The following is a 24339-nucleotide window of genomic DNA, read 5'->3' on the forward strand; positions in this document are numbered from 1 at the left end:
GGATAATCGCGCTTCATTCGTCAGGAGTCGAAACATGGCCAACGAAGCCTTCATGCGCGAAGCCCTGGCCCTGGCCCGGGACAATATCCACGCCGGCGGCCGGCCCTTTGGCGCGGTACTGGTCCGCGGCGGCCAGGTGATTGCCCGCGCCGTCAACGAGATCCATGTCAGTAACGACCCTACCGCCCACGCCGAACTGCAGGCGATCCGCCAGGCCAGCCAGGTTCTGGGGCAGCCGCGCCTTGACGGCTGCGAGATCTACGCCAGCGGTCATCCCTGCCCGATGTGCCTGGCCGCCATGCATCTGTGCGGGATCGAGCGCGCGTGGTTCGCCTACGACAACGACGAGGGCATGCCCTACGGCCTGTCCACCACGGCGGTTTACGCGCAGATGGCCCGACCACCGCAGCAGCAGTCGGTGGCATTGCGTGCGTTGAAACCGGCCGATGAGGACGGGCTCTACGCCCTGTGGCAGCAGGTGCGGCCAGCATGATCCCGGCGACCTCCCGCTGGCGCGGCGCCGCGTTGATGGCCCTGGTGATCGCGGTCACCGTCAACCTTCGGCCGATCCTAACCAGCATCGGCCCGTTGCTGGAAGACATCCGTGCCGGAACCGGCATCGGCTACCAGCAGGCGGCATTGCTGACCGCGTTGCCGGTGCTGTGCATGGGGCTGGTGCCGCTGCTGCAGCCGTGGCTGCGGCGCTGGCTGAGCGAGCAGGGCGGCTTGTTGCTGGGCCTGGCCGCCATCGGTCTGGCCTGCCTGTGGCGCCTGTTGCTGGGTAGTGGCACCGCGCTGATTGCCAGTGCGGTGTTGGCCGGGCTGGGGGTGGCCTTCGTCCAGGCGCTGATGCCGGGGCTGGTCAATCGCTGGTTCGCCCGCCGCCTGGCCTTGGCCATGGGCGTGTATTCGGCCGCGTTGATGACGGGTGGCGGCCTGGCGGCAGTGCTGGGGCCGCGGGTTGCCGAGTACTTCGGCCACTGGCAGGCCGGGCTCGGTGTGTGGTTGCTGCCGGTGCTCCTGGCGTTGCTGCTGCTCGGGCTGGTCGGTCCGACCCTGGAAGGCGCTGCCGGCCAGGGTGGCGGCGGCGGTGGGCATTTCTTCGGTAACCGCCGCGCTTGGCTGCTGGCGGTTTATTTCGGCCTGATCAATGGCGGCTATACCAGCATGGTGGCCTGGCTGCCGGCCTACTATCAGCAGGTCGGTGGCAGTGCCCGCGGTGGCGGTGAGCTGGTGGGCCTGATGACGATCTTCCAGGTGCTTGGCGCTCTTGGCCTGCCGCTGTTGCTGCGACGCATGGCTGATCGTCGTCCGGGCCTGTGGCTGGCCTTGACCGCGCAGTTGGTGGGCTTCGCCGGCTTGCTGCTGGACCCGGCGCTGTCGCCGGGGCTGTGGGTCGGTCTGATCGGCTTCGGGCTTGGGGCCTGTTTCAGCCTGAGCCTCACCCTCACCCTGGAACACCTCAAGGATCCACGCCATGCCGGTGGCTTGGCGGCTTTCGTCCAGGGCATCGGTTTCATCATCACCGGCCTGGTGCCCTACCTGACCGGCTGGCTGCGGGATATCAGCGGGGACTTTCAGGCGTCCTGGGCCCTGCTGACGGTGACCGTGGTGGCGATGTTGCTGGTCACCGGGCGTTTTGCCCCGCGCGGTTACGCGCGAGCCATGGCCGAACGCGTCTCGCCGGCCAGCGTTCTCAACTGAGGGACTGCAAGGTATCGCGCAGGCGGTCCAGGGCCGGGTCGATATCCAGCAGCTCGATGGCGCCGAAACCCAGCAGCAGGCCGGGCCGCGGCGTTGCTTGGGTATAGAACGGGCGCAGCGGATACAGGCCGACTTCTACCTTGCGCGCGAGGTTGATGACGAACTCTACGTCGAGCGCGTCCCTGGCCAGGGCGCTGAGGTGGTAGCCGGCCGTGCTCGGTACCGCCTCGAACCAGGGACTCAGGTCACCCTCCAGACGCTGCAGGATCCGCTCCCGCCGCGCCGCGTAGAGCCCGTGGCAACGGCGGATATGCTTGAGCAGATGCCCCTCGCTGATAAAGCGCGCCAGGGTCCACTGGCTCAGGGTCGAGGTATGCCAGTCGCTCAGTTGCTTGGCAATCCGCACCGGCTCCAGCAGCGCCGGCGGCAGAATGGCGTAGCCCAGGCGCAGTTCCGGCAGCACGGTCTTGGAGAAGGTCCCGACATAGGCCACCAGGCCATGTTCATCGAGGCTCTGCAGCGCATCGGTGGGGCGGCCTTCGTAGCGGAACTCGCTGTCGTAGTCGTCTTCGATGATCACCGCGCCCAGCTCGGCGGCGCGAGCCAGCAGGGCATGACGGCGCGCCAGACTCATGGGCATGCCCAAGGGGAACTGGTGCGACGGCGTCACGTAGACCAGGCGCACGCCCGCTTCGATCAGATCGACCCGAACTCCCTCGGCATCCACCGGCACAGGCTGGATCCGCGCACCCAGGGCTTCGAACAAATGCCTGGCTGGCGGATAGCCGGGGTCCTCCATAGCCACCTTGCATCCCGGCTCGATCAGCACCCGGGCGATCAGGTCCAGGGCCTGCTGTGCACCGCTGCACACCTGGACGTTCTGCGCATCGCAATGCACGCCACGGGCGAAAGCGATATGCCGGGCGATGGCTTCGCGCAGCTCCGGCAGGCCGCGGGCATCGCCGTAGCGTGTGGTGCTGCGTTGGCACTGGCGCAGGGCATGCTGGCTGCACTGGCGCCAGGCATCGAAAGGAAAGTGGACCTTGCTCGACACGCCGCCGGCGAAGTCGTAACGCGACGGTTGTTCCAGCGCCGGGCGGCCCATGGGCAGGCCGCGGGCGCGCCAGCGCTCCAGGCTGGCGGCGCTGGCTAGCGGCGTGTCGCAGCGTTCCGGCGCGGTGGCCAGGGGTTGAGGCGTGATGAAGGTGCCGCGGCCAACCTGGCCGCTGAGCAGGTTGTCATAGGTCAGCCGCGAATAGGCTTCGGCCACGGTCTTGCGCGACACCCCGAGTTGCTCGGCCAGCAGCCGCGTTGGCGGCAGTTGCGTGCCGGCGGCGAGGCGGCCACTGTCGATGCCGTCGCGCAATTGCCGGTACAGCTGGTCGGCAAGGTCCTTGCGGCCGAGCAGGGTGATGTGCAGTTCCATGGGCGGCGGAGTCCGGGTGGAGAAACAGTTGCCGAGGGTAACCGATTTCCTCGCCGTTCATCCCTCCAGACCACGGAATCCGTGGGCTGGATCCACACTGAAGGGGTGACGTGATCGCAGCACGGTGCATGACCTTGAACCAAGGAGATTCGCCATGAAATTGCGTTTGATGTTGCTTCCCCTGTTGCTCCTTGCCGGCGCCGCCCAGGCCACGCAGCCCCCCACTCCGGTCGACTACCACTACGGCATGCCGCTGGATATCGCCAAGGTCCTCGACATGCGCGAGCCGGCCACGGACTACCAGTGCAAGGTGGTCGTGGCGACCATGACCTACCTCGATTCCCGGGGCCAGGAGCACGCGTTGAATTACCGCAAGCTTTCTTCGGAATGCTCCAGCCAGGGCTGACTCAGTCCCATTGCGGTGCCAGTCCGGCCGGATTGGTCAGGCGCAGGCCGTTGTCGAGCGCGGCGATGCGGGCCATGTCCGCGTCGCTGAGGTGGAGGTCGACGGCCTTGAGGTTGCCGGCCAGGTTCTCGCGGCGGGTCGAGGACGGAATCACCGCGTAGCCCAGTTGCATGGCCCAGGCCAGGGTGACCTGCGCCGGGGTGGCGTTGTGCTGGGTGGCGATTGCCTGGATCAGCGGATCCTGCAGGACCTTGCCGTAGCCGAGGGTCATGTAGGAGGTCACGGCGACCTGCTGGCTGTGCATGAACTCCACCAGCCGACGGTTCTGCAGGTACGGGTGCAGCTCGATCTGATTGGTAGCGATCTGGCCCGGGCCGGTCACGGCGATGGCCTGGCGCAGCAGGTCGATGGTGAAGTTGGACACGCCGATCTCGCGGGTCAGGCCCTGGGCCCTGGCTTCCAGCAGGGCGCCCATGAACTCGGCGACTGGTACTGCGCTCTTGGGCGAGGGCCAGTGGATCAGGGTCAGGTCCAGGTGGTCGGTGCGCAGCTTGTGCAGGCTTTCCTTGAGGCTGGGAATCAGGCGGTCGGCGCCGAGGTTGTCGGTCCATATCTTGCTGGTCAGGTACAGCTGGTCACGAGCCACGCCGCTGGCGGCGATGGCCTGGCCGACTTCGGCTTCGTTGCCATAGATCTGCGCGGTGTCGATGGCCCGGTAGCCCAGCTCAAGGGCCATCGACACAGAGCCGATGACCACTTGGTCCTTGAGGCGGAAGGTGCCGAGGCCGAACAGGGGAAGGGTCATGGGAGGTCCTCATCGGTTTGGGTGGGAATGAGCCTAGTATCCCGGGGTCGATGGGGCTGGAAAAACCGGTGGTGGGGAACAAGATCTTTGCGTGTGGATCACGAATCCGACTGGGCCCGGAAGCCGGATACCGAACCTTGCGGGAGCGGGTTTACCCGCGATTACGGTCGTGAATTCAACATCGCAATCGCGGGTGAACCCGCCCACAGGGGCCCGTGTCCGCCTTGTCAGGCCAGTTGAGCCAGCAAGCCTTTCAACTTCCCACACCCAGCCTCATCCAGCGGGAACACCGGCGCACGCGGCACACCACAATCGATCCCGGTCAGCTTCAACCCCGCCTTCACCGTCGCCGGCAAGCCACCCTTGAGGATGAAGTCCAGCAGCGGCAACTGCCGGTAGAACAGCTCCCGTGCCCGCTCCATATCGTTGCTGGTCACCGCGCGGTACAGCTGCTGGTTGAGCACCGGAATCAGGTTGGCCGCCGCCGTGCACCAGCCGGTCGCCCCGGCGACGAAGGCCTCCAGGGCCAGCGGGTTGCAACCGTTGTAGTAGGGCACCTGGCCTTCACCGAGCTGTTGCAGGGCATGCATGCGCTGGATGTCGCCGGTGCTCTCCTTGACCATCGTCACGTTCTCCACCGCCTTGACGATGCGCAGGATCAGTTGCACCGACATGTCGGTGCCGCTGGTGGCCGGGTTGTTGTAAAGCATGATCGGGATGCCGATGCTGTCGCCGATGCGCTGGTAGTGACGGAGGATCTCCGCTTCGCTGAGCTTCCAGTAGGCCGCCGGCAGCACCATCACCGCATCGGCACCGTGCTCTTCGGCGAAGCGCGCGCGGCGGATGGCGTTGGTGGTGGTCAGGTCGGACACACTGACGATGGTTGGCACGCGTTTGCCGATATGGCTGAGGCTGAATTCCGCCACCTGGCTCCATTCGCGGTCGTTGAGGTAGGCGCCTTCGCCGGTGCTGCCCAGCGGTGCGATGGCCTGCACGCCGCCGTCGATCAGGCGCTCGATGGAGTGGCCGAGGGCAGCCAGGTCGAGGCTTTCGCCGTCGCGGCCGCTGAATGGGGTGACGGTGTAGCCGATGATGCCGTGGAAAAGAGTGTTCATGCGCAAGGCTCCAAAGCGGTCAGTTCAGGCAGTCGGCGTGCTTGCGCAGGCTTTGCCGGGCGAAATAGTTGAAGGCGGCGCCATGGCGCTTGGGCCGGTCGATCCAGTCGTGGGCTTCGCGCCCCAGGGCGGGGTCGATCGGCTGCACGGCGCCGGCGGACATGGCCAGCAGTTGCAACTGCGCCGCGCGCTCGATCAGGTTGGCGGTGACACAGGCCTGCTCGATATCCACGCCGGTGGACAACTGACCGTGGTGAGACAGCAGGATGGCACGCTTGTCGCCCAGGGCGGCGGCGATGATCTCGCCTTCCTCGTTGCCCACCGGCACGCCCGGCCAGCGTTCGAGGAAGGCGCAGTCGTCGTACAGCGGGCAGACATCCATGTGCGAGACCTGCAGCGGCACTTCCAGCATCGACAGCGCGGCGACATGGGTGGGGTGGGTGTGAATGATGCAGTTGACGTCCGGGCGAGCGCGGTACAGCCAGCTGTGGAAGCGGTTGGCCGGGTTGGCCATGCCCTGGCCTTCGAGGACTTCCAGGTCCTCGTTGACCAGTAGCAGGTTGCTGGCGCTGATTTCGTCGAAACCCAGGCCCAGTTGCTGGGTGTAGAAGGTCCCGGGCTGCGGGCCGCGGGCGCTGATCTGTCCGGCCAGGCCGGAGTCGTGACCACGGTCGAAGAGGATACGGCAGGTCAGGGCCAGCTTTTCCCTGACAGTCCACGTATTATCTGCCAGCGAGCCTTGCATCCGCGCAAGGGCCTGCTGGACCAGTTGGTCCTTGGGCAATGCCATTGTGTTGGTCATCGGGGTGTCCTCGGTGAGGTAAGTGCGATGTCATGGCTGGCCCGCCCCGCGAGCCTGAGAAACAAACGGGGCGGTCAATCCTGGTGACACAAACAAGGCTATATGACACAAAGTGTCATGGGCAAGGGAAAAGTTGCACTCTTGACGGGAATCCATCGCGCCGCATGTCTATCCGTTTGAAATTATTGAGAAAAAAACTGGGTATTACGTTGGAAGTGCTGGCCGAGCAGTCGGGCATGACCAAGAGCTATCTGTCCAAGGTCGAGCGCGGGTTGAATACCCCGTCGATCGCGGCCGCGCTCAAGCTGGCCCGGGCCCTGGGGGTCAATGTCGAAGAACTGTTCGCCGAGGACACCCGGCAGCAGGCCCGCTACAGCCTGGTGCGCAGCGGTGAGCGCCAGTTGCTCGGCGGCAATGCCGGGGGACCGGGCTATGCGGTGCTGGCCAACCAGATCGGCCAGCGCAGCCTGTTGCCGTTCCTCACCAGTCCGCCGATGGATTTCAGTGATTCGACCTTCAAGGAGCACCTCGGTGAGGAGTTCCTGTTCGTCCACGAGGGGCGAGTCGAGGTGGACTTCATGAGCGAGCGGGTCGTGCTCGAGCGTGGCGATGCCCTGTATTTCAACGCGCAGACCCCGCACCGCTTGCGCTCCCTGGGCGAGGCGCCGGCGCAGTTGCTGGTGGTGGTGCACGACGCCGGGTAGGCTTTGCCGGTCCTTTGTCGGCAGGGGGCGCGCTAGCATCGCGACTTCCCCCGGCCCTCAAGGATGATCGCCATGACCCAGCCCTCGCGAGGCTACACCCGCCTGCTCAACACCCTGATCGACCAGCGCATGGCCGCCGCCCCTCGGCGCAGCCCATGGTTTCACCTCAACCCCGGCGAGCGCGCCGACTTTCTCGGTGAAGTCGACGCGCGCCTGCTGGAGATCCAGCGCACCACCCTCAGCGTGCTCGCCGCCCAGTGCCTGAGCCTGGACGACAACCCTCGCGATATCGATGAACACCTCGCCGTACTGCGCCAGCGCCGTGCGCAGCTGGACAGCGACAGCCCGTACCGCCAGGCGCTGGATCGCGATATCAGCCTGTATATGCGCCAGCAGATGGCCGCGCACGGTTTCGAAGGCGCCTGGCGCAAGGCCCTGCGCCTGTTACGCGCCGGCAACGGCCTGGCGGTGCCCTGTGCGGGGCTGCTGCAACGCCTGCAACGGATGATCGACTTGCTGCAACGCAAGCTCGATGCCGAAGGCACGCCGCCGCGCATCAGCCCGTTTGCCCGGCAGCAGGGCTGGAAGGCGGTGGCCGAGCGCTATCAGACGCTGCTCGCCGCGCCGTCAGAAACCAGCCTCGCCGCACTGGAACGGATTCCGGCGGAGTCCGACGGCTGGCCGGTCAACCTCTCGCTGCTGCTGATGGAGGAGCGTCCCGGGTATGTGCGGATGAACGTGGCGCTGGTCGACCCGAGCTATGACGGACGCTACAAGGACCTGCACCTGGAGCACGGGCGCCTGGTGACCCAGACCCGCGGCCTGATGCATTTCTCCTTTGGCACCGCGGCGCGCTCGCTGGCCTGGCAGCAGCACTACCGGCTCAAGCACGAACCCCCCGGGGCCCATTCGCCGACCTTCGCGCCGATCCGCTCCGTGCTGGTGCGCAACGCGTTCGTCGAGGCCTTCCTTGGCCACTATCTGGTTTCGGAGCACAGCCTGCGTCATGGCTTCCTGCTGCGGGAGCTGGAGGATGGTGCGCGGCTGCGGGTGCTGAACGTCGATCGCAAGGTGTGCAACCAGATCGGCATCGAGGCCTTCGACGATCCGCGACTGCTGTGGAAGGTACCCAGCGTCGACCAGCCCCGCCGACTCGAAGAATTGCTCAACCGTTACGCCGATATCGATAGTTTCGAGACTATCGCCGTTCCGGGCTATGCCCAGGTCCACCACGACCCCGACCGCGATGGCCGCTTCGTCAGTATCCGGACGCTGGAGCGCGATCTGGGCTTTGGCGAGCACCTGTACTTGCTGGAGCTGCCCCAGGGTGGCGAGTACCCGGCGGTGACGCCGTTCGCAGTGCTGGAAGTGCAGGGCGGACGGCTCAACAGCAGGCACCTTTGCGTGGGCGATGTGCAGCGAGCCCATGCCCACAACGCGGCGTTCTTCAGCCGCCTGGAAGCCCTGCGCGAGGAGGGAGAGGGCGCCTGCTTGTGGCTCAATAGCCCGCGTGAGCGCGAAGCGTTCCTGGCCCAGTGGCTGCGTCTGCTGGAGCGCAACCACCTGACCCCGGGCGGCGTGTTGCCGGTGCCGGAGGTGGGTCGCGACAGCCTGCGCGATGTCCGGGGCAACCCTCTGGGCAAGGTTTTGTGGGAACGGGCGTTCGCCGATAGGGTCTGGCAATGGCGGGCAGTAGAGCCCTTGCTTGCCAGGCTTGCCGGGCAACTGCTGCACAGCGGCGGGTTGGCGAAGTTGCTGACCGATCCGTACCTGCAAGCCATCGTGGCCCAGGCCCGGCAATTGTCCGGTGACCCCCTGGCGGCCATGCCCCATCAGGTCAGGGCCCGGCGCTTGCTGAAAGCGCTGCTGGGCGACCAGCAGCCGGACAGCGAGGACGCCCGCAGCCTGGGCAAACAGGCGCTGTTCCACTGCCTGCGCTTCCGGGCCGGACAACCCGCCTCCAGTAATCGCCTGGAGCGTCCCGACCCTTACCTGATTCTCAACGCCTGTCCGGAACGGCTGCTGGCGGCAGACAACCGCTGGGTGATCGCCGAGGACAAGTACCGCGGGTATCTCCAATACGTTGCCGATCCGCAACATCCGCAGACCCGTGTCATGGAAACACTGGATGTGCCGTTCACCGGTGGCATCAGCCGCGTCACCGAAGTCCTGTCTCGGGAGTTCACGAAACTGCTGGAGGAGCCGCCGACCCTCGTCGACTACTGGCGCTTCCAGCTCGCCAACAGCGCGTTCTGGCTGCGCAATGGCTATCACTCGCTGTTCGAGACGCTGTACGTGGCGGCGTGCCAGGAACCGTCGGGGCCGGAGGGCATCGGCACCCCGTTGCTGGCCCTGTTCGAGCGCTGCCGGGCTGCGGACAGCGCGCCGGGTGCGCTGTATGACGGCGCCATGGCGTTGATCCTGCCGCTGGTCAATAGCGATCTGGCGCTGGCGGAGCGACTGGAGATATCGCGCTACACAAGCGCCGGGTGATAGGCTGCCTATTGTTTTCGTATTTGTTTTCGTACAGCCCCGGGGGAATTTTCGATGAGCAATGGTTCGACTTTCTGGCGCGATCCGGCCCTGTCGTTCATCGAGGCCCGGGGTGTCGCCGACGGGCGCAAGGTCTGCTATTCGCGGCATTCCCATGAAGGCTTCTCCATCGGCACCATCACCGCCGGGCGCAGTACCTATTTCGACGGCCAGCGCTGGCACGAGATCGAGGCGGGCAGCGTGGTGATGATGAACCCCGGCGTAGTCCATGCCTGCAACCCGATTGCCGATCAGCCATGGTCGTACCTGATGCTTTACGTCGATATGCCCTGGCTGGAGGCGCAAGGGTTCGAGCCCCTGGCGCAGACACTCAGTACCTCGCCTTCGCTCTATCGTAGCCTTGTCGCCCTGTATGAACGATTGACCGATAGCGGTTGTGCCAGCGACGACAAGCGCCTTGCGGCAGAGTGCTTCTTTGGCCAGTTGCGCGAGCAGATCGAGGCGGCGCCGCTGGCTGCGGGGCAGGGCAACGAGCGTCTGCAGCGGGCGGCGGACTATATCCGCGCGCACTGCACCGAGCCGTTGAAGCTGGAGGACATCGGTGAGGCAGCAGGGCTATCGACGTCCTACCTGATCCGCGCCTTCAAGCAGCATTTCGGCCTGACGCCCCATGGTTTCCTGCTCGACCACAGGGTGCGCTATGCCCGTGCGCAACTGCGCCAGGGCCGCTTGATCGCCGAGGTCGCCCATGAGGCCGGTTTCGCCGACCAGGCCCATCTGCAGCGGGCCTTCAAGCAGCACCTGGCCGCGACCCCGGGGCACTACCGCTCAGCCCAGTAGCAGGTAGCCGGCGCTGGCGGCCAGCAGGCCTGCCAGGGTGCGGTTGAACAAGCGCATGCGCCGCGGTTCCTCCAGATGCCGACGGATCACCGTGCCGGCCCAGGCCCAGCACGCGAGGGACAGGTAGCAGATCACCAGATAGATCAGGGTGAACTGCCAGAGCAGCGCTGTCTCGCCCTGGCCGACGAAGGCCCCGACCCCGGCGACGCAGGCCAGCCAGGCCTTGGGGTTGAGCCACTGCATGGCGGCGCCGTAGAGATAGCTCGGGGCCTTGTGCGGGTCGCGGTCGCCGAGGCGGCCGTCGTCGCTGGCGAGTTTCCAGGCCATGTACAGCAGGAACAGGATGCCGGCCCAGCGCAGGGCTTCGGTCAGTCCCGGCCAACGCAGCAGCAGCGCATGCAGGCCGAAGCCGATCAGCAACAGCAGCAAGCAGAAACCCAGGGTTGCGCCGGTGACATGCCGCAAGGCCGGGCGCAGGCCATGTCGGGCGCCGGCGGCCAGGCCCACCAGGTTGACCGGGCCGGGGGAGATGGAAGCGGCCAGCGCGAAGGCGGCCATGGACAGCGACAGGCTCATGAAAGGCACTCTCGATCAGGGGAGGGAGCCTGGAGACTATCGGGGCTGAATGTGCCGGTATTGAAGAAAACTGCCCTCGGCGTCGTTACCCATGCGGGTGAACACTCATCCTGTGGGAGCGAGCCAGCTTCAAGGGGTAGGTACTTCCTCGAACATCTCCATGAACGTCGCCACCAGCCGCCGCGAGCGCTGTTCATTCAGGCACACCAGCGTCTCCTTCAAGCGCCGCTGGCAATCGACGATAGGTACCGCGCAAACCCGCGCATCGGCGCCAAACTCCGCCGCCGACACCACCCCCACGCCGATCCCCACCACCACCGCCTCCCGCGCCGCCTCCCGTCCTTCCACCTGGATCGCCGCCCGTACCCGTAGCCCGGCCCGGCGCATTTCCTCCTCCAGGGTCTGCCGCGTCACCGAGCCGGGCTCGCGCAGCACCAGCGGCGTGTCATCGAGATCGGCCAGGCGGATCTCGGTACGCCCGGCCCAGGGATGGTCGCGGGAAACGAAGGCCACCATGGCCTCGTCACGCAATGGCAGGCAGAACAACCGCGCATCCTCCACATCGCGCCCGAGCAGGGCGATATCGGCCTGGTAGCTGAACAGCCGGGCCAGGGACTCGTCGGTGTTGCCGGTCTCGATCTTCACGCTGATGCCGGGGAAGCGCTGGCAAAAGCGGGCGACCTGGCGCAGAACGTGCACCGGGGCATCCACCGCCAGGACCAGGGTGCCGGTCTGCAGGGCGCGGGAATCCTGGAGCAGTTCATTGGCCTCGGCCTCGCAGGCGAACAGGCGCTGGGTGATGCCCAACAGGCGTTCGCCGAGGTCGGTCAGTTGCACCGAGCGCTTGTTGCGGTGGAACAGCAGCACGCCGTAACGCTCCTCCAGCTTGCGCACCTGGTCGGAGATTGCCGGCTGGGTGAGGAACAGTCGCTCGGCGGCACGGGTGAAGCTGCCGTGCTGGGCGACGGCATGGAACGCCTTGAGTTGAGCCTGGGAAACCGACATCGCCTCTCCTGTAACAAGCTGGGCTTATATTTGAAATACGATAAATCGATTTTGTTTATCAGTGTGTATTTGTTTCCATCTTCCGGCCCGCGACAGTCATCCGAATGACTGTCCGGTCATGGGCGCCTGGCGGATGAAAAGGCGGCCCATCTGACCCGGTGACGGCCACCTGTCACCGGAGTGCTCAACACAACAACAAAACAGGCGTTTTTTCCAATTCTGCCGGCACACTCAGATCCGAGGTCAGATTCATGAACAAGCACACCCCCGACATCCAGCGTTGGCGCATGCAGATCTTCGCCATCACCTGGCTGGCCTATGCCGCGTTCTATTTCACCCGCAAAGCCTTTTCCGTTGCCAAGCTCGGCATTGCCGAGGACCCCGACTTCACCCTCGACAAGATGGCCATGGCCAACCTCGACGCTATCTACCTGGCCGCCTATGCCGTGGGCCAGTTCACCTGGGGCATGCTCGCCGACCGCTTCGGGCCGCGCGTAGTGGTTCTCGGTGGCCTGCTGATTTCCGCCGCCGCCGCCGTGGTGATGGGCAGCTACGCGACCTTCCCGATCTTCGCCAGCTGCATGCTGGTCCAGGGCCTGGCCCAGTCCACCGGCTGGGCCGGGCTGTGCAAGAACATCGGTAGCTTCTTCCCCGCCGCCCAGCGTGGTCGGGTGCTCGGGCTGTGGAGTTCCTGCTACGCCTTCGGCGGCTTGGTGGCCTCGCCCTTCGCCGGCTGGTGGGCCTATACCCTGGTCGGCACCTGGCACGCGGCGTTCTTCTCCAGCGCTGCGGTGGTGGCCGGGGTAGCGCTGCTGTTCTTCCTGCTGCAACGCAACAAGCCCGAGGATGTCGGTCTGCCGCCGGTGGAGCCGGAACCGCAGAGCATGGTTCCGGCCAGCCACCTGTGCAGCATCTGGGCACCGCTGCGCGACATCCTGCGCAACCGCACGGTGCTGATCCTCGGTCTGGCCTATTTCCTGCTCAAGCCGGCGCGCTACGCCATCCTGCTGTGGGGCCCGGTGATCGTCTTCGAGCAGATGCCGTCGGTGGGCAAGGTGGGTGCGGCGATCATTCCCACCGCCTTCGAACTGGCCGGATTGCTTGGCCCGATCATGATCGGCCTGGCCTCGGACAAGCTGTTTGGCGCGCGACGCATGCCGGCCTGCGTGATCAGCCTGATGGTGCTGACCGTGGTCCTGGGGTTGTTCATGGGCGCGTTGCACACCGGTAGCGTGGCACTGGTAGTGGCCCTGCTGTTCGTCATGGGCCTGACCCTGTACGGACCGGATTCGATGATCAGTGGCGCTGCGGCCATCGACTTCGGCACCGCCAAGGCTGGCGCCACGGCGGCCGGTTTCGTCAACGGCTGCGGCTCGGTGGGAGCGATTCTCGGCGGGCTGCTGCCGGGTTACTTCGATGGTGTCACCGTGTTCATCATCTTCGCCGGCTGCGCACTGTTTTCCGCGCTGGTGCTGCTGCCGCACTGGAACAGCCGCCCGGCCAGTCCGGGCCACGATCCACAGGTGGCGCCGAACACTGCCATGGCGGTCAAGCCGCTGCGCACTTGAGGTGGAACGGGCAATCGACATTTTTTGTCGATTGCCCGTCGCCGCGCGTATAAACTGCTCGCCACTTTGTCGGTCGTTTCCTGAACCGACACCTGAAACAAGAGAGTCGACATGGGCGCACAGTGGAAAGCCAAGCATAAAGAACAAGCTGCCAATGCCAAGGGCAAGATCATGGGCAAGCTGGCCAAGGAAATTCAGATCGCCGCGCGCAGCGGTGCCGACCCGGACATGAACGCCCGCCTGCGCCTGGTGGTCGAGCAGGCCAAGAAAGCCTCCATGACCCGCGAGACCCTCGAACGCGCGATCAAGAAAGGCGCGGGCCTGCTGGGCGAGCAAGTGCAGTACCACGCGGTGAAATACGAAGGTTTCGCCCCGCACCAGGTGCCGTTGATCGTCGAATGCCTGACCGACAACGTCAACCGCACCGTCGCCGAAGTCCGCGTGTTGTTCCGCAAGGGCCAGCTGGGTGCCGAGGGTTCGGTGTCGTGGGACTTCAACCACGTCGGCCTGATCGAAGCCACCCCGGACAGCGCCGATGCCGACCCTGAAATGGCCGCCATCGAAGCCGGTGCCCAAGACTTCGAGCCCGCCGAAGAAGGCGCGACCCTGTTCATCACCGAGACCACCGACCTGGACAGCGTGCAGAAAGCCCTGCCGGAGCAGGGTTTCACCGTCATCTCGGCGAAGATCGGCTACACCCCGAAAAACCCGGTCAGCGCCGCGAGCCTGAGCGCGGAAGCCCTGGCCGAGGTGGAAGCCTTCCTCGAAGCCATCGACGGGCATGATGACGTGCAGAACGTCTATGTCGGCCTGACTGCCTGATTGTCGCTGGCCTTTAGGGCCTCATCGCGGGCAACGCCCGCTCCCACAGGTTTTGCGGTACACGCGATCCCTGTGGTAGCGGGCGTTGCCCGCGATGAGGCCATCAGCAACGACGAAGATGCCGGCCTAGTGCTCCAGCAGTTGCATGATCCGGGCGAATCCCGGTCGCTCCAGACCATCACTTCCCAAGCACTCCCTGCATAGTGCTTCCAATCCCGGCAACGCCTGATCACACCGCTCCAGCAACTCCCCCAGCAACACCCCGAACGCCCGCACCTCGATCCGCTCGATCAACCTCGCCGCGACACTCCCATCTGCGTCATGGAACGATGCCGCGCCAAAGTCCCCCAGCAGGCTATGCCCCTGCGCGTCACACAGAATGTTGTGCCCATACAGGTCGCCATGACTGATGCCACGCCCATGCAAGTGCGCGCCCACTGACGCGATCGCCAGTGCCAGGCGCTTCACGCCAGTGCCATCCAGCCGGCGTTCGACGGGGTAGATATCGCGGGTACAGCTGTCCAGGCTCGGCGGACCGGCGAGGTTGAACCAGGCCGAGTCGATCAACTCCATGACCAGCACCGGAATTCCCTGCGGATGATTGTCCACCCGGCCGATCAGCGGAATCAGATGCTCGTGGTTGCCCGCGGCAATGCATGCCTGCATCTCCAGCAACGGGCTGCCATCGCTGGTGATATCGCCCTTGTACAGCTTCACCGCCACCGGCGCGTCGTGCCCTTGCAGCCGGGCGCGATGAATGACCCCGGATGCGCCCTGGCCAAGCTGCCGTTCCAGGGTGATGGCCTGCCAGTCGACCTGCGCGCATTCCCGCGCCGGCAGCTCGCCGTGCAACGGATTGCCGGCATAGGCCAGCCAGGCCAGATTGGGCATGGGCGCTGTCGCGGCGAAAAAAGGCGGCCATCATAGCAGCGCCCATGCGACTTAAGTTCGATGGCGTGCCGGCCGCCACCGGCCATACTCGACGTTCGCCCTTTAACAACAACAAACATAGGGTTATACATCGATGAACTACCAGCAGTGGTATGACCGCTCCATCTGCGCGCCCGCCGAATTCTGGGCAGAACAGGCCCAGCGCCTGGCCTGGTTTCGCAAACCCACGGAAATCCTCCGCGACAATCCCGACGGCACCCATCAATGGTTCGCCGACGGCCGCCTGAACAGCTGTTACCTGGCGCTCGACCAGCACATCGAGGAAGGCCGCGGCGAGCAACTCGCCCTGATCTACGATTCTCCGGTCACCGGTAGCCAGCAGACCTACACCTTCAACCAGTTGCGCGACGAAGTGGCACGCCTGGCCGGCCTGCTGCGCGAGCTTGGGGTGAAGCAGGGCGACGGGGTGGTCATCTACATGCCTATGGTGCCGCAGGCGGCCATGGCCATGCTGGCTTGCGCGCGGATCGGTGCGGTGCATTCTGTGGTATTCGGTGGCTTTGCTCCTCACGAACTGGCCCTGCGCATCGACGACGCCCGGCCGAGCCTGCTGCTCACCGCTTCCTGCGGCCTGGAATTCGATCGGATCATCGAATACAAGCCGCTGGTCGACCGTGCCCTGGAGCAGTCGACTCACCAGCCGCGCAAGGTCCTGGTCCTGCAACGCCCGCAAGCCCGCGCCACGCTGGTCGACGGCCGCGACATCGACTGGCAGGCGGCGATGATTGCCGCCCAGCCGGTGTCGCCCGTGGAGCTGCGTGCCACCGACCCGCTGTACATCATGTACACCTCCGGCACCACCGGGAAACCCAAGGGCATCGTTCGCGAGAATGGCGGCAATGCCGTGGCCCTGCGCTTCGCCATGGAACATGTCTACGGCATGCAGGCCGGCGAGGTGTGGTGGGGGATTTCCGATGTCGGCTGGGTGGTGGGGCATTCGCTGATCGTCTACGGCCCCTTGATGCAGGGCTGCACCACGGTGCTCTACGAGGGCAAGCCGATCCGCACCCCGGACGCTGGCGCCTACTGGCGGGTGGTCGAGCAGTATCGGGTCAACGGCCTGTTCTGCGCGCCGACGGCGATGCGCGCGATCCGCAAGGAAGACCCGGACGGTCTCCTGTTACGGCGCTATGACCTGAGTTCGCTGCGCCAGCTGTTCCTCGCCGGCGAGCGCCTCGATTCCAGTACCCACGAATGGCTGGAGAATGTCAGCGGCAAGACCGTCCACGATCACTGGTGGCAGACCGAAACCGGCTGGCCGGTGACCGCGCCGTGCCTCGGTTTGCACGGCAGCGGCGGCCGCGCCGGTTCCAGCAACCGTGCGGTGCCGGGCTATCACGTGCAGGTAGTGGACGAGGACGGCCAGTTGCTCGGCGCCAACCAGCAGGGCGCGATCGTCATCGCCCTGCCGTTGCCACCTGGGTGCAGCCAGACCCTGTGGGGCGATCATCCGCGTTACCTGGAGTCTTACTTGCAAGCCTATCCGGGCTACTACCACACCGGGGATGGCGGCTACCTGGACGAGGATGGATTCGTCTACATCATGGGGCGCACCGATGACGTGATCAACGTGTCGGGGCATCGCCTGTCCACGGGCGAGATGGAGGATCTGGTGGCGCGCCATGCGGCGGTGGCCGAATGTGCGGTGGTCGGTGTGCGCGACGAGATCAAGGGCCAGGTGCCGTTGGCATTGCTGGTACTCAAGGATGGCGTGGGTTGCGGCGAGGCGCAGTTGCAGGCCGAACTGGTGGCCGTAGTGCGCGAGCAGATCGGCGCGCTGGCCTGTTTCAACCGGGTGCGGGTGGTCAAGCGCCTGCCCAAGACCCGTTCGGGCAAGATCTTGCGCGCGGTTTTGCGCAAGATCGCCGACCAGCAGCCTTACGTGGCGCCGTCGACCCTGGATGATCCGGCGGTGCTGGTGGAGATCGAGGAGGTGTTGGCGGGGTTGGCCAGGGCTGGCTGAGGATCTTCACTGGCTTCATCGCGGGCAACGCCCGCTCCCACAAAGGTTCGGCGGTGCACTCGGTCCTTGTGGGAGCGGGCGTTGCCCGCGATGGGGTCACTCAGAAGTCATAGGTCAACCGCGTGTAGTAATACCCCCCGGTAAACCCATACGGAGAGTAGACCCCGTAGCCACTGACCATGGTCTTGCTGCTCGGCGCCTGCCGCTCCGGGTACACGTCGAACAGGTTCTTCGCCCCCACCGCCAGGTTCAGCCCCTTGGTCAGTTGGTAGCCGACATCCAGGTCGGTGATCCAGCGCGCCTTGTACACCCGGTCCAGCGAGCGGTCGTTGGCGTCGTTGACTTCGCGATACGACCCATAGCGGGTCAGCCCCAGGTTGACGCTGTAGCGGTCCAGCCGCCAGTTGCCGCCCAGGAGCAGCTTGGTCCTGGGTTGCACGCCGTCGATCAGGTTGCGCGCCTGGCGGTTCATCAGCTCGTAGTCCTTGCCGAGAATGCTCACGCTCTGCTTGTAGCCGAGGATCTCGGTGTCGTTCCAGTTCCACGCCGCCGTCCATTTCACGCTGCCGAAGCCGCCCAGGTCCTGGTCGTAGTTGCCCACCAGGTCGAGGCCCTTGGTCCGGGTGTCCGCGCCATTGGTGAAGTACTGCCCGCCAGAGGTCGAGTCAATGCCGTTGGCCACCAGGGTCTGGGTGACTTCCGGACCCAGCAGGGTCCCGGTCAGGGTGATGCGGTCGCGCACGTTGATCACGTAGGCATCGGCGGTGAACGACAGGCGGTCGCTGGGCTGGAAGGTCAGGCCGAGGCTGTAGTTGCTGGATTTTTCCGGCTTCAGCGCCTCGGCACCCAGGGCCTGTGCCGCCGCCGAGTCCACCGGCAGCACACCGTAGTTGATCGACTGGTACACCCCGTTGACCACGCCATAGGTGGTGGAGCGTGCACTGAACAGGCTGTTGGCCAGTGACGGTGCACGGAAGCCGTTGCTCACCGTGGCTCGCAGCGCCAGTTGCGGGGTGAACTCGTAGCGGGTGCTGAGTTTGCCGCTGCGGGTCGCGCCGATGCCATGGTCGTAGTGCTCGTAGCGCAGCGCAGTGCCGACGTACCACTGCGGCAGCGGGTTGAAGCCCACATCGACATAGCTGGCGACGCTGTTGCGGTGGGTGTTGCCGGCCTCCGCCGGGGAGATGCCGTTGGTCACCTGTGCCCCTGACGAGGCGCACTCGCCGGGGGCCCGGCAGTAGCCACCGTCGGCCCAACTGGCCCAGTCGCCGTCTTCCACTTCATAGCCGTCGCGGCGCTGCTCCAGACCCCAGGACAGGTCCAGCGGCTTGCTGAGGCCGACCTCGAAGGCGCGATGCAGGTCGAGGTTGCTGGTCAACTGGCTGGCGATCCAGGTACCGGACTCGAAGTGGTTCGGCGTGGCTTCGCCAAGCGACGGGTTCTGGTTGTTCCAGGTGCCCTGTTCGGCGCTGTTGCGCCCGTAGGTGGTGGACAGGTCCCAGTCCCACGTACCGGCCACGCCCCTGGCGCCGAACGCTGCCTGGAAGTCGTGTTCCTCGATGTACCAGGTCGGCGTATAGCCGGCGGGCCGGCCGTTGGGCCCGGTGGTGATGGTGTTGACGATGGTCGGCAGGCGGAAGTTCTGTCCTTGCTCGGCCTTGCGGTACGACCAGGTGCTGAAGGAATACAGGCTGAGGCCGTCGTCCAGCGGCAGATCGGCGTTATAGCCCAGGGTCAGCAGGTTGATCTTCGGCGTGCCGTAGCCGCCGTAGGTGACCTTGCCGGCTTTCTCGTGGGCCTCGGCGACGCTGTAGCCATTGGCGCTGGCCTTGTTGTCGTCGTTCTGGCTGCGGGCGTCCAGGGCCAGTTGCAGCACGCCGTCGCTGCCGATTTCGAATCCCTTGTTCAGGCTCTGCTGCACGGTCTGCTTCTTGCCGTCGTAGCCCTGGCCAACGTTGGTCACCGCAGTGCCGCTGGTATCGGCCTTGAGGATCACGTTGATCACCCCGGCGATGGCGTCGGAGCCATATTGTGCGGCGGCGCCGTCGCGCAGTACCTCGACATGGTCGATGGCGCTGATGGGGATCAGGTCGAGGTCGGCGGGGGCGGCGCCGGCGTTGATCCCGCTGATGTTCAGGGTGGCGCTGGTGTGGCGGCGCTTGCCGTTGACCAGCACCAGCACCTGCGCCGCGTTGAGCCCGCGCAGGTTCGGCGCGCGGGCCATGCCGCTGGCGTCCCAGCCGGTCTTTTCCGGCAGGGTGAAGGACGCCACGGTGGCGCTGAGGGCTTCCATCAGGCCGGGCTTGCCGGTGGCTTGCAGTTGCTTGGCGCTGATCACGTCGATCGGCGCCGGGCTGCTGGTGACGGTGCGTTTTTCGCTGCCGCGGCTACCGGTGACGATCACGGTGTCCAGGCGCGAGGTGTCGCTGGCGGGCTCGGCGGCGAGCACGGGGAAATTCAGGCCGGTGAGCAGCGCGACACCCAACAGTGGGGTGCGCGCCGTCGCCGCCGGCCACAGGGCGGGACGGGCAGTGTTCAAGGCAGATATTCCTGTTCTGGTTGGGTCCGGGCGTAATCCCCGGTTCACGGCGCCTTGGCGGCGATGGCTTCGATTTCCACCAGTGCGCCGGGCAGCGGCAGGGCGACCACCTGCAAGGCTGTGCGGGTCGGTTTGTTGGGCTGCTCGGCCGTGGCGAAGAAGCGCGTGTAGGCGGCCTGCAGGCCGGCGAAGTCGAGGGTGTTGCCCTTGGCCGGATCACCGACCAGGAACACCCGCAACTGGACGATATCGCCCAGGTCCAGGCCCTGGGCCTGAAGAATGCCGCGCAGCTTGGTCAGCACCGAGAAGGCCTGGGTCTCGGTGTTGCCGTAGGCGGCGATGCTGCCCTTGGGCGCCTTGGGGTCGGCGACATCCGGCAGGGTGCCGCTGATGAAGGTCAGGCGGGCCGAGGCCGGCACCGTGACCACTTGCGAGATGGGGAAGTTCGACCCCGGCGGGTCGACACGCTGGATGCTCTCGGCATGGACGGTATTCAGGGTCAGGCTCATCAGGGCTCCGAGTGCCAGGCGAGTGGTGGTGTTCATGGGACGTTCCTTGTCGGGGGTCAGGCGGCGGCAACGCCGGGGTTGGACTGGCTGGCGTGCTGGGCGATCAGGCCGACCACCCGCCGCGCCGACTCGGCGGCGCTGTTCTGCCAGATGCCGACCCCGCCGTGGGCCAGGGCGTCACTGGCCAGCCAGGTGCGGCCTTGCGGCTGGTTGAGGATGTCGTAGGCCGGCTGGGCCACTTCGTCGTGGACGATCCATGGCGCTTCGCTGAAGGGAATCTTCGACCAGTTCACTGCCACCGGCCGGCCCAGCTTGTGCGAATGGCCCGGGTGCAGGGATTCCACGGCCGCGCGGGACGAGGCGAACTGGGCCTGCCACGGCTTGGCAGCGAAGCCTTCGGCGACGTCGCCGTTGTTGTAGGTCGCTACCAGCACGCCTTGGGCGCTGTTCAGGTGGTCGCTCGGGTACCACAGGGTGCGCGCCTCGTGGTTGATGTAGGAGAGACCGCCGTAGATCTGGAAATCGGTTTCCCAGAAGCGCGGCGACTGCCAGGCCACCTTGTTGGCCTTGTCGCCCTGAGGAACGGCCAGGGCGTTCTTGAAGGCCGGGGTGAAGTTGCTGTCGAGCTTGCGCAGCAGCGGCAGGGGCAGGGCGATCACGGCGTAGTCGGCGTCCTCGGTGTGCTCGCGGCCTGTCAGGCGGTCGCGCCACACCACGCGGCTGCCGCGTTCGGACGTCTGGATCGAGCGCACCTCGGCATTGAGCTGCACCGCGTCCTTGACCTGGCGGTAGAAGGCCTTGGGAATCTGGTCCATGCCGCCAACGGGCTGGAACATGGTCGAGGAAAACTCGGGGATCTCGTCGAATACCAGCGGCAGCAGCAGGTTGCTGTCCAGCAGGCGTTTCAGTTCCACCGGCTCGCGTTGCACCGGGGTCTGGTCGCCGGCGCCGGCGAAGCGGGTGTAGCCGGAGCGCACCGAGCCGCGGTACTGGCGGTCGTCGTTAAGGTCGCCATAGACCTTGAGGAAGTCCAGCAGCGCTTTGCGCTCGCCGGCATTCAGCTCCTGGTCGAGGCTGTTGCGTTGCACGCTGCGCGCCAGCAGTTCGCTGAGGTGGCCGCGGGTGTCGTTGACCGCCTGGCGCAGCAGCAGCGGCGGTTGCGCCAGGTCCGGCTGGGCCAGGGCGTTGCGGCTGCTGTTGACCAGCACCTGCAGTTCCACGCCGAGCTCGCGGCAGTAGCCGAGGATGGTCAGGTGATGGCTGGGCAGGCGCGCGGCGCCGGCGTTGAAGAACAGACCGTCGTCGAATTCCACGGTCTGCCGGCTGCCGTCGTTGTGCTCGATGCGATCGCCGTTGCGCAGGGTCCAGACCCGACCGCCGATGCGCTCGCGGGCTTCAAGGACTTTCACCTCGAAGCCGGCCTTGCGCAGTTCGTAGGCCGATACCAGGCCGCTGATGCCGCCGCCGACGATCAGCACGCGCTTGCCGTTTCCGGCGCGGCTGGCCAGCTTGAGGGGTTCGAAGGTCGCCGCCCGGGCGTTGCCGGGCAGGCCGAGGGCGGACAGGCCGCCGAGTGCCGCCGAATAGCCACCGATGGCGGCCAGGCGGGTTACCAGGTCTCTACGAGTGAGCCCCATGTCGAGTTCTCCATGAATTCGCAATATCGGCATTCCGCATGCGGCCAGGGAGAACCCGCGAAGGCGGGGAGGAGCGAGGGCGGGTCAACCCTCTGGCGGCGGCGGAAATCCATTTGCCTCCACCAGGTCGGGGTCGGTGAACAGAACATAGGCGTCTGAAAGACGCTTGTGAAAGGCTTTTTGGTTCTAAGTTAATTATCAGAAAAAAACATAAAGAAAATTTTTAACATGCAATCAAGCTATTTTGTGATCATCCAGCCGCTGCGCCGCCACCGCGCCGAACAGTTCCACCGGCTCCTGCAGGTTGCCCAGGTAGCGCGGGTGGAACAGCCACAGGTCGACCTGGGGCTTGAAGTCGCTGACATTGAGCACGTCCAACTGGTCACGGTGCTTGCTCAGCGCCAGCAGCGGTTCCGGCACCAGGCCCAGGCCCTGACCGTTGGCGACCAGGCCCAGTTGCAGCTCGGTGCCGAAGGTTTCCAGGTTGATCTGCAGCGACAGTCCCTGTTCGCTCAGCGCCCGTTGCAGGCCGGCGCGGAAGCCGCAGCCGTCGGGGTTGAGGACCCAGCCGCGCAGGTAGCAGTCCTTGAGCTTGTAGCTGCGCTTGGCCGCGCTGCCTTTGGCCGCAACGACGCGCAGTTGCATGCGCCCGATGGAGCGGCTGGCGATGCCTTCGGGGAAGATCTTGCCGGTGGGGAAGAGGGCGGCGGCGGCGTCGAGGTCGCCGTTTTCCATGCGCGCGATCAGCGAGCTGCCCCAGCCGCTGACCACCTGGGTGCGCAGCTCCGGGTAGGCTTCGCGGATCTGCGCCAGGGCGTCGAGCAGGACCACGTCGCCGAGGGTCTGCGGCACGCCCAGGCGCAGGGTGCCGCTGGGCGCGCCGTCGCTGGCCACCAGCTCGCGCAGGGTGTCGATCTCGCGCAGGATCGCCTTGCACTGCTCGTAGACCCGCCAGCCCATGGGTGTCGGCTTGAGTGGCTTGGTGTTGCGGTCGAGCAGGTTGGCGCCCAGGTCTTCCTCGAAATTCTGCACCCGCCGGGTGATGGCTGGCTGGGTCAACTGCAAGGCCTCGGCGGCGAGGTTGGTCGACTGGCAGCGGATGACCGCGACGAAGGCGTCCATGTCATCGATCTTCATATTCGCTTCTCACATAGTGTCGGGCGGGGAAATGTTTTTGCAGAATAATCCTTCCGGCGGGGTTTTGCAGGTGGGAATGTATTGGGTGCGGATACTGTAGGAACTGGCTTTACCAGAACTTCCACCAGGCACCCTTGCCCAGGTGCTCGATCATCTTCATCTGCTCGCCAAGCATGGCAATCACCTGCTCGTCGCGCGGGTTTTGCACCTGGCAGATCCCCAGGGCCTCGCCGAATGCCGTGTGCGCGGCGCGCAGGTTGTCCTGCTGCAGGTGGGCCAGGCCCAGGGAGGCCAGGCAGGCGCTGACCGGCTCCAGATCGTCGGGGGTGTCTTCGCGGTAGACCTGCACGGCGCGCTCCAGCAGGCGCGAGGCCTCGTCGATGCGGCCCTGCTTGAGGTAGCAGTTGCCGAGGGTCTGCAGGCTCTGGCCGACCAGTTGGTGGCTGGGAGAGAACAAGCTTTCGCGGGTGTTGAGGACTTCGAGATAGAGTGCCTCGGCTTCGTCATGCCGCTGCTGCACCCAGCGCAGCCCGGCAAGGCCGTCGCGCAGCAGGGCGAGGCTGGCGGGATCGAAGCCGTCGACGCTTTCGGCCAGGGTCAGGGCTTCGTGGAAACATTGCTCGGCTTCATCCAGGTGACCGTGGTTTCGGTAGTGCACCGCCTGGTCGTTGAGGGCCATGACGCGTGCGTTGTCGAAGGCGGTGCTGAGCATGGGACGTCCCTTGAGGAAGCCTGGCGGCGGCCGTTATTGTTTTTGGAGTGTGCGGATTTAATGGGAGGTTTCCGTGGCGGGTCAAGCAAATCCCGGCTTTTTTTGTGGCTTATTGACATGAGTTCGGTGGATGTTCGCATCGAGGTGTCTGGCGAGGGTGATATCGCCTGCGTCGTGGACTTCGTCATGCAGGCGCGGGCGAGGATTTTTCCGATGCTGGCGGACGCGCCGATGCCGGCGGACATGGCGGATTTCGCCGCGCATTACCTGGCGCCCGGGGCCGGGCGCTTTCTGATTGCCCGGGCCGCCGGGCGAATCGTCGCGGCGATCGGATACCTGCACTATGACCATCGTTTCCCGCAACTCGACTATCGCGCCCGGCGGGTGGTGGAAGTGGTGCGGTTGTTCGTTGAACCGGAGTATCGGCGCGCTGGCCTGGGGCGGCAGTTGTATGAGGCGCTGAAAGACATGGCGCGGGCGGAGGGCATCGAGGTCCTTTACCTGCATACCCACCCGTTTCTGCCGGGGGCGGTCGCGTTCTGGCAGCGGCTGGGCTTCGTGGTGCTGGATGTGGAGGACGATCCGGTATGGCGCACTATCCACATGGCACTTGAATTGGAGTGAC

General features: G+C 65.7%; 22 protein-coding genes. 10 read left to right on the forward strand and 12 right to left on the reverse strand.

The window, feature by feature from the left end:
* Positions 1–34: 34 nt before the first annotated feature.
* Positions 35–493 carry a deaminase gene (locus tag AC5QPF_RS12515; protein ID WP_494963507.1) on the forward strand — a complete coding sequence of 153 codons (459 nt, stop codon included), beginning with the start codon at positions 35–37 and terminating at the stop codon, positions 491–493.
* Complete coding sequence (locus AC5QPF_RS12520; protein WP_494963508.1) at positions 490–1704, forward strand: cyanate transporter; 1215 nt, start codon at positions 490–492, stop codon at positions 1702–1704. The genes AC5QPF_RS12515 and AC5QPF_RS12520 overlap by 4 nt, the downstream gene beginning before the upstream one ends.
* Here AC5QPF_RS12520 and pdxR read toward each other — a convergent pair.
* The gene (pdxR, locus tag AC5QPF_RS12525; RefSeq protein ID WP_494963509.1) at positions 1697–3130 is read right to left on the reverse strand and encodes a MocR-like pyridoxine biosynthesis transcription factor PdxR; all 1434 of its coding nucleotides are present in this window, start codon (positions 3128–3130) and stop codon (positions 1697–1699) included. The two genes, AC5QPF_RS12520 and pdxR, sit on opposite strands and share 8 nt — an antisense overlap.
* Positions 3131–3284: 154 nt before the next feature.
* Between pdxR and AC5QPF_RS12530 the strand changes: the two genes are divergently transcribed.
* Positions 3285–3536: a DUF2790 domain-containing protein gene (locus AC5QPF_RS12530; RefSeq protein ID WP_494963510.1), complete on the forward strand. Its 252-nt coding sequence runs from the start codon at positions 3285–3287 to the stop codon at positions 3534–3536.
* Position 3537: 1 nt separating this feature from the next.
* Here AC5QPF_RS12530 and dkgB read toward each other — a convergent pair whose 3' ends face one another.
* The 3 genes from dkgB to AC5QPF_RS12545 form a co-directional block, all read right to left on the reverse strand.
* On the reverse strand, positions 3538–4341 hold the full coding sequence (gene dkgB / locus AC5QPF_RS12535) for a 2,5-didehydrogluconate reductase DkgB (RefSeq protein WP_494963511.1): 804 nt from the start codon (positions 4339–4341) through the stop codon (positions 3538–3540).
* A gap of 227 nt (positions 4342–4568) precedes the next feature.
* Complete coding sequence (locus tag AC5QPF_RS12540; protein WP_494963512.1) at positions 4569–5456, reverse strand: dihydrodipicolinate synthase family protein; 888 nt, start codon at positions 5454–5456, stop codon at positions 4569–4571.
* Positions 5457–5475: 19 nt separating this feature from the next.
* Positions 5476–6258 carry an aldolase gene (locus tag AC5QPF_RS12545; RefSeq protein WP_494963513.1) on the reverse strand — a complete coding sequence of 261 codons (783 nt, stop codon included), beginning with the start codon at positions 6256–6258 and terminating at the stop codon, positions 5476–5478.
* Between the two features lie 164 nt (positions 6259–6422).
* Here AC5QPF_RS12545 and AC5QPF_RS12550 point away from each other — a divergent pair, with 164 nt between their 5' ends.
* The 3 genes from AC5QPF_RS12550 (at position 6423) to AC5QPF_RS12560 (ending at position 10295) form a co-directional block, all read left to right on the forward strand.
* On the forward strand, positions 6423–6962 hold the full coding sequence (locus tag AC5QPF_RS12550) for a helix-turn-helix domain-containing protein (protein ID WP_494963514.1): 540 nt from the start codon (positions 6423–6425) through the stop codon (positions 6960–6962).
* Between the two features lie 72 nt (positions 6963–7034).
* Entirely contained in the window at positions 7035–9455 is a 2421-nt protein-coding gene (locus AC5QPF_RS12555; protein ID WP_494963515.1) for a hypothetical protein, read from the forward strand.
* A gap of 54 nt (positions 9456–9509) precedes the next feature.
* Positions 9510–10295 (forward strand): helix-turn-helix domain-containing protein, encoded by a 786-nt coding sequence (locus AC5QPF_RS12560; RefSeq protein WP_494963516.1) that lies wholly within the window; start codon positions 9510–9512, stop codon positions 10293–10295.
* On the opposite strand, the gene AC5QPF_RS12565 is transcribed toward AC5QPF_RS12560, so the two are convergent.
* Positions 10284–10871, reverse strand: coding sequence for a LysE family transporter (locus AC5QPF_RS12565; RefSeq protein ID WP_494963517.1), 588 nt, complete (start codon positions 10869–10871; stop codon positions 10284–10286). The genes AC5QPF_RS12560 and AC5QPF_RS12565 overlap by 12 nt on opposite strands.
* A gap of 129 nt (positions 10872–11000) precedes the next feature.
* Positions 11001–11876 carry a LysR substrate-binding domain-containing protein gene (locus AC5QPF_RS12570; protein WP_494963518.1) on the reverse strand — a complete coding sequence of 292 codons (876 nt, stop codon included), beginning with the start codon at positions 11874–11876 and terminating at the stop codon, positions 11001–11003.
* A gap of 251 nt (positions 11877–12127) precedes the next feature.
* Here AC5QPF_RS12570 and AC5QPF_RS12575 point away from each other — a divergent pair, with 251 nt between their 5' ends.
* Positions 12128–13444, forward strand: a complete 1317-nt coding sequence (locus tag AC5QPF_RS12575) for an MFS transporter (protein WP_494963519.1) — start codon at positions 12128–12130, stop codon at positions 13442–13444.
* Positions 13445–13555: 111 nt separating this feature from the next.
* Complete coding sequence (locus tag AC5QPF_RS12580; protein WP_494963520.1) at positions 13556–14266, forward strand: YebC/PmpR family DNA-binding transcriptional regulator; 711 nt, start codon at positions 13556–13558, stop codon at positions 14264–14266.
* Between the two features lie 126 nt (positions 14267–14392).
* On the opposite strand, the gene AC5QPF_RS12585 is transcribed toward AC5QPF_RS12580, so the two are convergent.
* The gene (locus tag AC5QPF_RS12585) at positions 14393–15157 is read right to left on the reverse strand and encodes a protein kinase (protein WP_494963521.1); all 765 of its coding nucleotides are present in this window, start codon (positions 15155–15157) and stop codon (positions 14393–14395) included.
* Between the two features lie 133 nt (positions 15158–15290).
* Between AC5QPF_RS12585 and AC5QPF_RS12590 the strand changes: the two genes are divergently transcribed.
* Positions 15291–17180: an AMP-binding protein gene (locus AC5QPF_RS12590; protein ID WP_494963522.1), complete on the forward strand. Its 1890-nt coding sequence runs from the start codon at positions 15291–15293 to the stop codon at positions 17178–17180.
* Positions 17181–17280: 100 nt separating this feature from the next.
* On the opposite strand, the gene AC5QPF_RS12595 is transcribed toward AC5QPF_RS12590, so the two are convergent.
* The 5 genes from AC5QPF_RS12595 to AC5QPF_RS12615 form a co-directional block, all read right to left on the reverse strand.
* Positions 17281–19668, reverse strand: a complete 2388-nt coding sequence (locus AC5QPF_RS12595) for a TonB-dependent receptor domain-containing protein (RefSeq protein ID WP_494964164.1) — start codon at positions 19666–19668, stop codon at positions 17281–17283.
* A gap of 95 nt (positions 19669–19763) precedes the next feature.
* Positions 19764–20264: a Rid family hydrolase gene (locus tag AC5QPF_RS12600; protein ID WP_494963523.1), complete on the reverse strand. Its 501-nt coding sequence runs from the start codon at positions 20262–20264 to the stop codon at positions 19764–19766.
* 20 nt (positions 20265–20284) lie between these two features.
* Positions 20285–21865 (reverse strand): FAD-dependent oxidoreductase, encoded by a 1581-nt coding sequence (locus AC5QPF_RS12605; protein WP_494963524.1) that lies wholly within the window; start codon positions 21863–21865, stop codon positions 20285–20287.
* A 234-nt stretch (positions 21866–22099) separates the two neighbouring features.
* Entirely contained in the window at positions 22100–23002 is a 903-nt protein-coding gene (locus tag AC5QPF_RS12610) for a LysR substrate-binding domain-containing protein (protein WP_494963525.1), read from the reverse strand.
* A 109-nt stretch (positions 23003–23111) separates the two neighbouring features.
* Positions 23112–23714, reverse strand: coding sequence for a tetratricopeptide repeat protein (locus AC5QPF_RS12615; protein WP_494963526.1), 603 nt, complete (start codon positions 23712–23714; stop codon positions 23112–23114).
* A gap of 117 nt (positions 23715–23831) precedes the next feature.
* Between AC5QPF_RS12615 and AC5QPF_RS12620 the strand changes: the two genes are divergently transcribed.
* The gene (locus AC5QPF_RS12620) at positions 23832–24338 is read left to right on the forward strand and encodes a GNAT family N-acetyltransferase (RefSeq protein WP_494963527.1); all 507 of its coding nucleotides are present in this window, start codon (positions 23832–23834) and stop codon (positions 24336–24338) included.
* Position 24339 lies beyond the last annotated feature (1 nt).

It is taken from the genome of Pseudomonas sp. Con_6 (assembly GCF_059379395.1).

What these genes read in the sequence shown, in the direction of transcription:
- AC5QPF_RS12520 (WP_494963508.1), top strand. Translation starts at nt 490, where the DNA reads ATGATCCCGGCGACCTCCCGCTGGCGCGGCGCCGCGTTGATGGCCCTG.
- AC5QPF_RS12590 (WP_494963522.1), top strand. Translation starts at nt 15,291, where the DNA reads ATGAACTACCAGCAGTGGTATGACCGCTCCATCTGCGCGCCCGCCGAA.
- AC5QPF_RS12575 (WP_494963519.1), top strand. Translation starts at nt 12,128, where the DNA reads ATGAACAAGCACACCCCCGACATCCAGCGTTGGCGCATGCAGATCTTC.
- AC5QPF_RS12615 (WP_494963526.1), bottom strand. Translation starts at nt 23,714, where the DNA reads ATGCTCAGCACCGCCTTCGACAACGCACGCGTCATGGCCCTCAACGAC.
- pdxR (WP_494963509.1), bottom strand. Translation starts at nt 3,130, where the DNA reads ATGGAACTGCACATCACCCTGCTCGGCCGCAAGGACCTTGCCGACCAG.
- AC5QPF_RS12600 (WP_494963523.1), bottom strand. Translation starts at nt 20,264, where the DNA reads ATGAACACCACCACTCGCCTGGCACTCGGAGCCCTGATGAGCCTGACC.
- AC5QPF_RS12605 (WP_494963524.1), bottom strand. Translation starts at nt 21,865, where the DNA reads ATGGGGCTCACTCGTAGAGACCTGGTAACCCGCCTGGCCGCCATCGGT.
- AC5QPF_RS12610 (WP_494963525.1), bottom strand. Translation starts at nt 23,002, where the DNA reads ATGAAGATCGATGACATGGACGCCTTCGTCGCGGTCATCCGCTGCCAG.
- AC5QPF_RS12585 (WP_494963521.1), bottom strand. Translation starts at nt 15,157, where the DNA reads ATGCCCAATCTGGCCTGGCTGGCCTATGCCGGCAATCCGTTGCACGGC.
- AC5QPF_RS12565 (WP_494963517.1), bottom strand. Translation starts at nt 10,871, where the DNA reads ATGAGCCTGTCGCTGTCCATGGCCGCCTTCGCGCTGGCCGCTTCCATC.
- AC5QPF_RS12570 (WP_494963518.1), bottom strand. Translation starts at nt 11,876, where the DNA reads ATGTCGGTTTCCCAGGCTCAACTCAAGGCGTTCCATGCCGTCGCCCAG.
- AC5QPF_RS12620 (WP_494963527.1), top strand. Translation starts at nt 23,832, where the DNA reads ATGAGTTCGGTGGATGTTCGCATCGAGGTGTCTGGCGAGGGTGATATC.
- AC5QPF_RS12515 (WP_494963507.1), top strand. Translation starts at nt 35, where the DNA reads ATGGCCAACGAAGCCTTCATGCGCGAAGCCCTGGCCCTGGCCCGGGAC.
- AC5QPF_RS12550 (WP_494963514.1), top strand. Translation starts at nt 6,423, where the DNA reads ATGTCTATCCGTTTGAAATTATTGAGAAAAAAACTGGGTATTACGTTG.
- AC5QPF_RS12555 (WP_494963515.1), top strand. Translation starts at nt 7,035, where the DNA reads ATGACCCAGCCCTCGCGAGGCTACACCCGCCTGCTCAACACCCTGATC.
- AC5QPF_RS12580 (WP_494963520.1), top strand. Translation starts at nt 13,556, where the DNA reads ATGGGCGCACAGTGGAAAGCCAAGCATAAAGAACAAGCTGCCAATGCC.
- AC5QPF_RS12545 (WP_494963513.1), bottom strand. Translation starts at nt 6,258, where the DNA reads ATGACCAACACAATGGCATTGCCCAAGGACCAACTGGTCCAGCAGGCC.
- dkgB (WP_494963511.1), bottom strand. Translation starts at nt 4,341, where the DNA reads ATGACCCTTCCCCTGTTCGGCCTCGGCACCTTCCGCCTCAAGGACCAA.
- AC5QPF_RS12540 (WP_494963512.1), bottom strand. Translation starts at nt 5,456, where the DNA reads ATGAACACTCTTTTCCACGGCATCATCGGCTACACCGTCACCCCATTC.
- AC5QPF_RS12560 (WP_494963516.1), top strand. Translation starts at nt 9,510, where the DNA reads ATGAGCAATGGTTCGACTTTCTGGCGCGATCCGGCCCTGTCGTTCATC.
- AC5QPF_RS12530 (WP_494963510.1), top strand. Translation starts at nt 3,285, where the DNA reads ATGAAATTGCGTTTGATGTTGCTTCCCCTGTTGCTCCTTGCCGGCGCC.